Source organism: Sphingobacterium sp. T2, from assembly GCF_000814685.1.
In the GTDB taxonomy this organism is placed as follows: domain Bacteria; phylum Bacteroidota; class Bacteroidia; order Sphingobacteriales; family Sphingobacteriaceae; genus Sphingobacterium; species Sphingobacterium thermophilum.
Genome location: NZ_JXAC01000072.1, coordinates 1 through 7,635 on the forward strand (window position 1 = coordinate 1; position 7,635 = coordinate 7,635).

At 42.8% G+C, this 7,635-nt stretch carries 5 protein-coding genes and 1 pseudogene; all 6 read left to right on the forward strand.

The window, feature by feature from the left end; genetic code table 11:
* Window positions 1-174: 174 nt before the first annotated feature.
* The 6 genes and pseudogenes from SD31_RS18535 to SD31_RS05655 all read left to right on the forward strand — a co-directional run bounded on the left by SD31_RS18535 (window position 175) and on the right by SD31_RS05655 (window position 7,482).
* Entirely contained in the window at window positions 175-738 is a 564-nt protein-coding gene (locus SD31_RS18535; RefSeq protein ID WP_052258695.1) for a hypothetical protein, read from the forward strand.
* Window positions 704-1,510, forward strand: a complete 807-nt coding sequence (locus SD31_RS18540; RefSeq protein ID WP_052258696.1) for a hypothetical protein — start codon at window positions 704-706, stop codon at window positions 1,508-1,510. The genes SD31_RS18535 and SD31_RS18540 overlap by 35 nt, the downstream gene beginning before the upstream one ends.
* A 1,906-nt stretch (window positions 1,511-3,416) precedes the next feature.
* Window positions 3,417-4,442, forward strand: a pseudogene (locus SD31_RS19955) (translocation/assembly module TamB domain-containing protein); the annotation flags it as partial.
* 88 nt (window positions 4,443-4,530) lie between these two features.
* Window positions 4,531-5,166 carry a translocation/assembly module TamB domain-containing protein gene (locus SD31_RS19960; RefSeq protein WP_262506547.1) on the forward strand — a complete coding sequence of 212 codons (636 nt, stop codon included), beginning with the start codon at window positions 4,531-4,533 and terminating at the stop codon, window positions 5,164-5,166.
* Window positions 5,156-5,773: a hypothetical protein gene (locus SD31_RS18550; RefSeq protein WP_231561216.1), complete on the forward strand. Its 618-nt coding sequence runs from the start codon at window positions 5,156-5,158 to the stop codon at window positions 5,771-5,773. The genes SD31_RS19960 and SD31_RS18550 overlap by 11 nt, the downstream gene beginning before the upstream one ends.
* 53 nt (window positions 5,774-5,826) lie before the next feature.
* Window positions 5,827-7,482 carry a BamA/TamA family outer membrane protein gene (locus tag SD31_RS05655; RefSeq protein WP_231561217.1) on the forward strand — a complete coding sequence of 552 codons (1,656 nt, stop codon included), beginning with the start codon at window positions 5,827-5,829 and terminating at the stop codon, window positions 7,480-7,482.
* The last annotated feature ends 153 nt before the right edge of the window (window positions 7,483-7,635 follow it).

A 7,635-nucleotide genomic window follows, 5' to 3' on the forward strand; every position in this document is an offset into this window, starting at 1 on the left:
TAAGGAAAGTATCACTTATTAAGAAACAGATTTAAGGTAACCCATGGTCACGAATAGGATAGTATCAACATTACCTTCCCAAAATGTCACTGGTGTTGGAAAACGAGTGTATTTCGTAAGATCAAAGATCGAGATACACTGCTGGCAGGAGAAAAGATTAAAGTCGACATCGATATGTTTAAAATATTTAAGAACACTATCGAAGTACAAGAAATCCAGCTGGCGGGTATTACCTCCAAAATCAAAAGAACAGCACCTGACGGCAATTTCAACTTTGACTATATTGTAAAGGCTTTCTCCTCCGAGGAAGAAAGTGCACCCCAAGCAGCCGACACTACCTCAGCCCTACTTTTCCGGTTGGACAAAATCGGCTTGGAGAGTATCCATTTCGTCTATTCGGACGACATGATAGGTACCTCCGCCGACATACGCTTAAACAAGCTAGACACACGGGTTAAGACGTTCGACTTAACCAACAATATGACCTTTGATCTTCCGAAAATCAATATTGACGGTCTTTCGGCTATAATAAAACAATGGCAGCCTGCCTCCGAACGTCAGGAAGTGAAAGCGGAAAATTTCGGCATTACAGAATCCTCCACTGCCGACACTTCCCTCCTTCCTAACCTAGCTACGGAAGTCGTTACGCTCAAGAACATCTTTGTACAGTATGATGATGCCTCTTCGGCGATGAGAACCAAATTTGATATCAAAAACCTTTCAAGCCAATATAGATAATATAGATCTGAATAAAGAGATTGTGCAAATCAAAGATATTGTGCTGGATCAGTCCGATTCTTATGTTATCTTCGACAAACTGAAGAAAAAGCCTGAAGAGAAAGATAACAGCTCTCCTGCCAATTGGATAGTGTCTGTTGATAAAATTGCTGTGGATAAGACAAATTTCCTGTTTCGCGACAACAATCAACCTCGAATAAAAGGTTTTGACTACGGCAACATCGGCATTAAGGACCTCGCGGGTTCCTTAAAAAATATCTTCTACTCTTCAGATTCGATATCGGGCTCCGTACAGATGCTTACCGCAAAAGACCATTCAGGCATTTTCCTCAAACAGCTCAAAGGGGATTTTGTCTATGGAAATAATGGTGCAGAAGTAAAAAACCTGCTCCTTCAAACTCCGAAGACCATCATCCGCGATTATGTCAAGGTTACCTATCCATCGTTAGAGGCCATCACTAAATATCCGCATCTGATGACTGTGGATGCACATGTCAAGAAAAGTGAAATAGACATGAGCGACATTGCCTTCTTCGCTCCGGATTTGCATCAGATGGACGTGATGAAGCCACTCATGAACAAACGTTTCTATATCGACGGCCGCATATCGGGACGGTTGGATAACCTCAACATCCCTAACTTGGAATTCAAAACTTTGGACAAAACTCATATCATAGCCTCAGCCGTCATCAAAGGATTGCCGGACATCGACAAGATGGATATCAACCTCCAGCTTAAAAAGATGGTCACCGGAAAAAAAAGATCTGGATAGGCTTATCGCTCCTTCCCTACTTCCTGAAGGCATGGAGTTGGAATTCCCTAATTCCATTTCATTGGCAGGAACGTTCAAAGGAGGCATGAGCGGCTTTGATGCTAACATGAGTCTGATTACCGAAAAAGGAAATGCCGCAGTCAACGGCTACCTCCAAATGGGTCAACAGGATACAACCTATGATGCAACAATATCTATCGATAATTTCCATTTAGGACACCTTCTCAAGCAAGATTCTACGTTAGGCCTTATAGCTGCCGAAGCACAGATTAAAGGAAAAGGGCTTGCCCCTAAAACTATGGAAGCTGATATACTAGGCCATATCAACCGCTTCGAAGCATTAGGATATGGCTACCACGACATACATATAGACTTGCAGGCAAAACAAGGAGACATAATAGGTAAGCTTGTCAGTGACGACCCTAACGTACGTCTGCGTGCAGACCTCGCTGCCGACATGCACAATACTTATCCTAAAGTAAGGATGGATATGATGATTGACTCTATCAATCTTCAAAATATCAACCTGATGGAAGATAACTTTAGGTATCATGGCAAGATTACCGCTAACTTCCGAACAGCAGACCCTAACTATCTTAACGGAAGACTGGATATCACCCAATCCGCCATTGCCTATAACAATGAACGATACACCTTGGATACGGTGTCTCTCATTGCCAGAGCGGACACTAATCGCAATGAGTTAGTGCTAAGATCCGAATTCTTACGGGCTCACCTGGTAGGGAAGTATAGATTGACCGAACTGGGTAAATCTATGCAGGATGTCACGCGAGTATACTATAATCCGAATAATGAGCCTCCACAGGCCTTGGAGTATGAAGCTCAAAATTTTGAGTTCTCAGCCACATTGACCAATTCGAGATTCCTCAAAGACTTCCTTCCTGGTTTACAGAAGATGAGAGACATCACGTTAGATGGCACATTCGATAGTCAACAGAAAAGCATTATGGCCAAATTGCTGGCACCAAATATCTTATACGAAGGTATAGAAATAAACAATCTTGGACTGGATATCATTACCGTGGACAGTACCTTATATTATTCCACACTTATAGACAAAATCCGGTATAATCAGATTGAGCTGAGGAATACGGTACTCAGTGGACAGGTGATAGAAAACAACTTGGACTTTGGACTATGGATCAAAGACAAAGAAGACAAAGATCGATATCATCTGGGTGCCAAGATGGTTGTAAACCAGGGCAACTATATCCTCAGCCTACTGGAAGATGGACTAATGTTAAACTACGACCAGTGGAATATCACGCCTTCCAATCAGCTCATCTTCGGCATTAACGGCATCCAAGCCAAGGATTTTGTCCTTCATAATGAAGGTCAGGAATTAAGTATTCTATCGCAAGATTCGGTACTCAACTCACCCTTAAACATAAGCTTTAACAACTTCCGTATAGAGACACTGACCGAAATTTTGGAATCAGAGACCTGGAATATCGGTGGCGGAATAGACGGTACAGCCACTATTGACCGTCTGGATACCAATCCTGTGTTTGTGTCAGAATTGACCATAAACAAATTTTATATAGGGCAAGATACTGTAGGGAATGTTTTGGTAAACGTACATAACCAAAAGGAAAACACTTACTCGGCAGATGTACGCATAACGGAGAATGGCAACGACATCCAGCTGCTAGGCGACTTTATTGCTCCGCCGAAAGGGAAGTCTTCTTTTAATGCCACATTGACCTTAAACCCGCTTAAAATGCGGACAATACAAGCTTTCAGCTTCGGTTATTTGAAGAATTGTGCCGGAGATGTCAATGGAAAGCTGGAAATCACCGGAGACCTCGACAGACCCAAAATTGTTGGAGACCTGACCTTCAATCAAGCAAGGTTAAATGTCTCTATGCTCAATGCCGACTTCCTCATGGACGGACAAAAGGTCGTGTTTAACAACCAAGGGTTGCAGTTTAGACAATTCCTATTCAAAGACAATAAGGGAAATGAAGCCAAACTCAACGGTACTATACTTACACAAAACTATACGGACTATACGTTCAACTTAAATCTGACAACGACAGACTTTGCCGTAGTAAACTCTACTCGTGAAGATAATGATCTATTCTTCGGTAAGCTGTTCATCACTTCCAACATACGTATCCGTGGTGACTTGGACAAACCTGTAATCGACGGTAACATCAAAGCCAACGAAAATACGGATTTCGTCTTTATCGTACCGAGCGACAATCCAGGTGTTGCAGAAAGAGACGGCGTAGTCAAATTTGTCGACAGGAGTGACACCGTAAGGTCCAATGTGTTTGCAAAACTCGACTCCATGACGACGGTAACCAAGCTCCAAGGTTTCGACCTTTCGCTCAATCTGAGTACCGACAGAGCTGCAAAGTTCAAAATTATCATCGACGAAGGCTCTCAGGACGCTCTGAACATACGAGGTGTAGCGGAACTCGTCACCGCTATAGACGCCAGCGAAAAGATTACCCTTTCAGGAACCTTTACTGTTGAAGATGGAAACTATTCTTTCAACTTTGGTCCATTGAAAAGAGAATTCGACTTCCAGAAAGGAAGTACAATCACGTGGAACGGTGATCCTTTCGACGCCCGATTAGATATTACGGCCTTATATAAAGACAAGTTCGCGACATTAGACCTCGTAGCCAACCAGATTGGCACAGAAAGTCCTAACCTATACAAGCAGCGAATACCTTTCAATGTCAAGCTTATATTGACAGGAGAACTCTTCAAACCAGATATTCAGTTTGACATTGACCTCGACGAGAATAATGCCATCATCTCGCAGGATGTCATCACTAAAGTGAACAATGCTTTGGTGGCCTTACGTGACGATCCCGCGGAGCTCAACAAGCAGGTATTCTCACTGATCATCCTTAAGCGCTTCATGTCTTCCAATCCTTTTGAAAGTTTGGCAGGAGGTGCTGGCGTAGAAGGTATGGCACGTAGCTCAGTAAGTCAGTTTTTGACAGGACAGCTCAACAGTCTAGACCTCAAACCTTATTCAAGGTGTGGAGTTGGATTTCAACTTACAGTCCGAGCAGGATTACCTTTCTGGATCAGCACAAAATCGTACCGACCTCAACATAGGTATATCAAAAATGCTCTTCGACGACCGCCTAAAGATTGCTATAGGCTCCAGCTTCGAGGTTGAAGGGAAAACACGTCCCGGAGAAAATCCGAACAACATAGCAGGAGATATAACCCTCGACTACCAACTTTCTAAAGACGGCCGATATTTTGCTAGAGTGTATCGCAAAAACCAATATCAAGCGACACTGCAAGGTCAATTCGTAGAGACAGGTATAGGATTCATTATCAATATGAGTTATAACAAATTTAAAGAGCTCTTTATGAGTGAGAAAGCCTTAGCTGATTACTACGATACAAGCAGTAGAAGTTTCCGTCGTCGTTTTGACGTACAACGTATGGAAACAGACTCCGCCTATCGGGATAGCGTACGTTGGGCTATACGGGACAGCTTGATGCGCAGTAACCCTGAATATCGCAAACGTTTGGAACAACCTCAGCAAGAAGAAAAGCTGAAGCAGGATTCTACAGAGAATAAGAAGACACAAAAAAAATCGTCAGTAAAAGATACAGCCATTCGCAACGAAGACGAAGAAAGGAGAAACAATGCAGCTTAGACTATATATCATCCTGCTGGCAATAGGAAGCTTGGCCCTGTATGCTTGTAGCACCACCAAACATATTCCCGAAGGAGAAAGGTTATATGTAGGAGGTGACGTGCAGCTACAGATGGATAGCAACGTAAATGCAGAACGAAAAGCACTCTTCGAAGAGCATCTGGAAGAACTTCTCATGCCTAAACCCAACAAAAAGCTGTTCGGCGTACGCTGGAAGCTCATGTTCTGGAATGCCGCCGGAGGATATGACACTACCAACTCCAACTTCTTCAAACGCTTCTTGCGAAAAAGAGGTGAAGAACCCGTATTATTAAGTGACGTCAACAGAGAATATAATGAAAACCTGCTCCGCAACAGAATGGAAAACCTGGGATTCTTCAACGCCGAGGTAAACTCCGACACGACTTACAACGGTAAATTCGGAAAAATTATCTATACCGGTATTCCGGGAAAAATTTATCGTATCGACACCGTCATATACGAAATAGACCCCAACAGCAACTTAGGAAGAGATATTCTAAAAGATAAAGATAAATCCTTAATTAAAAAAAGGTTCCAACTACAACTTGGATGTTATTCTCAACGAAAGGGACCGCATCGACAATGAGCTAAAAAACAAAAGGATATTACTTCTTCAATCCGGATAATATTCTAGTAGAGGTGGACAGTACTATAGGTAACCACAAGGTCAACATGTACATCACCATCAAGCCCGAAACTACGCCGGAAGCAAAAGAACCTCAAAAAATCGGAAACATATATATTTATCCTAACTATACTCTTACCTCTCAAGGATACAACAGACGCCCAAATACGGACATGTTGGATCTTTTTGATGACAACTATTATTTTATTGACAGGCAAAACACTTTCCGAAAAAAGGTCATTGCCAACCATATTTTCTTCAAAAGAGGACAGCTGTACAACCGAGGAGATCACAACAGAACTATCAACCATCTGGTAAACCTGAATGCTTTCAAGTTCGTCAAAAACAGCTTTGAACCAAGTCCTGACGAACCTAACACCTTGGATGTTTATTATCACCTGACACCTCTTCCAAAAAAATCCTTACGTCTAGAACTTTTAGCCAAAACAGCATCCGTATATAACGGATCTGAAGCCAATGTAACTTGGAGCTTACGTAATGCCTTCCGTGGTGCTGAGACCGTAACCCTTAACGTCTTTGGAGGCTACGAAACCCAAACGGGAGGAAATATTAACCTCAACTCCTCCTATTATCGCTACGGAGCGGAGCTGGGCATCACCTGGCCTCGACTACTGTCACCATACAACTGGGCTCCAACAAGAAGATTTATCCCCAAGACATATCTTAAGTTTGGTTACGAATTTCTCAATAGAAGGTCAGCCTATGTACTTAACTCATCAAGTCTTAAATATGGCTATGTGTGGAAAGAAAATGACCAAAAACAGCATGACCTTACTTTGGCAGAAATCATATACGTGCAGCCTCGCAACATTTCAGAGGCTTATAAAGCACAGATGGATACCGTCCCAACACTTAAGCGGATTGTAGACCCTCAGTTTTCTTTTGGTCCAAACTATACCTTTACTTTCACCAACACCATGGACGAAAGTCTAAAGCACACTTTCTACTTCAAAGGCGGAACGAACCTTTCAGGAAATGTGTTGGGCCTCTTGCAGGGAGCCAACTATGACGACAATCAGAAAAAACTTTTCGGAACGGTATACAGCCAGTTTGTCAAGATAGAAGCTGACGGGCGCCATTACATGAAGCTGGGACGCTACAGCCAATTGGCATCCCGCATCATGTTGGGGATGAGCTATTCCTATGGCAACTCCCGTTCTCTTCCTTATCTAAAGCAATTTTATAGTGGTGGACCAAATGGTTTACGAGCCTTCCGCGCTCGCGCAGTAGGTCCGGGCTCTGCCCTCCCCGAAAATCTAGGGAAAGACAACTTCTTTGCCGATCAAACAGGAGACTATAAGCTGGAGCTCAACACAGAGTACCGTGCCAGATTAGTGGATATGGGCTTTGGCGTACTCAACTGGGCAGCCTTCATCGATGCCGGTAACATATGGTTGCAAAATACGGAAGAAGACAAGGCCGGTGGCAAGCTGAGCAAGGACTTCCTTACCGAACTGGCAGTAGGTGCCGGCGCAGGATTGCGATTCGACTTAACCTTCTTAATCCTTCGCACGGATTTTGCTATCCCATTACGTCTTCCATATTATCCTAAAGGAGAAAGGTGGGTAATAAAAAACATCGATTTCGGCAGTTCGTCTTGGAGACGGGACAACCTGATCTTCAATTTGGCCATAGGATATCCTTTCTAAACATAAAGGTATATTTTTTTACACCAAAGCGACTTTTATAAATTCATTTGATTTTTAATTATATTTAATCAATAAAACAAATCTATCTAATTATGAAAATAACAGTTATTGGTGCCGGAGCTGTGGGTACAACCACAGCAGATAATATTGCCA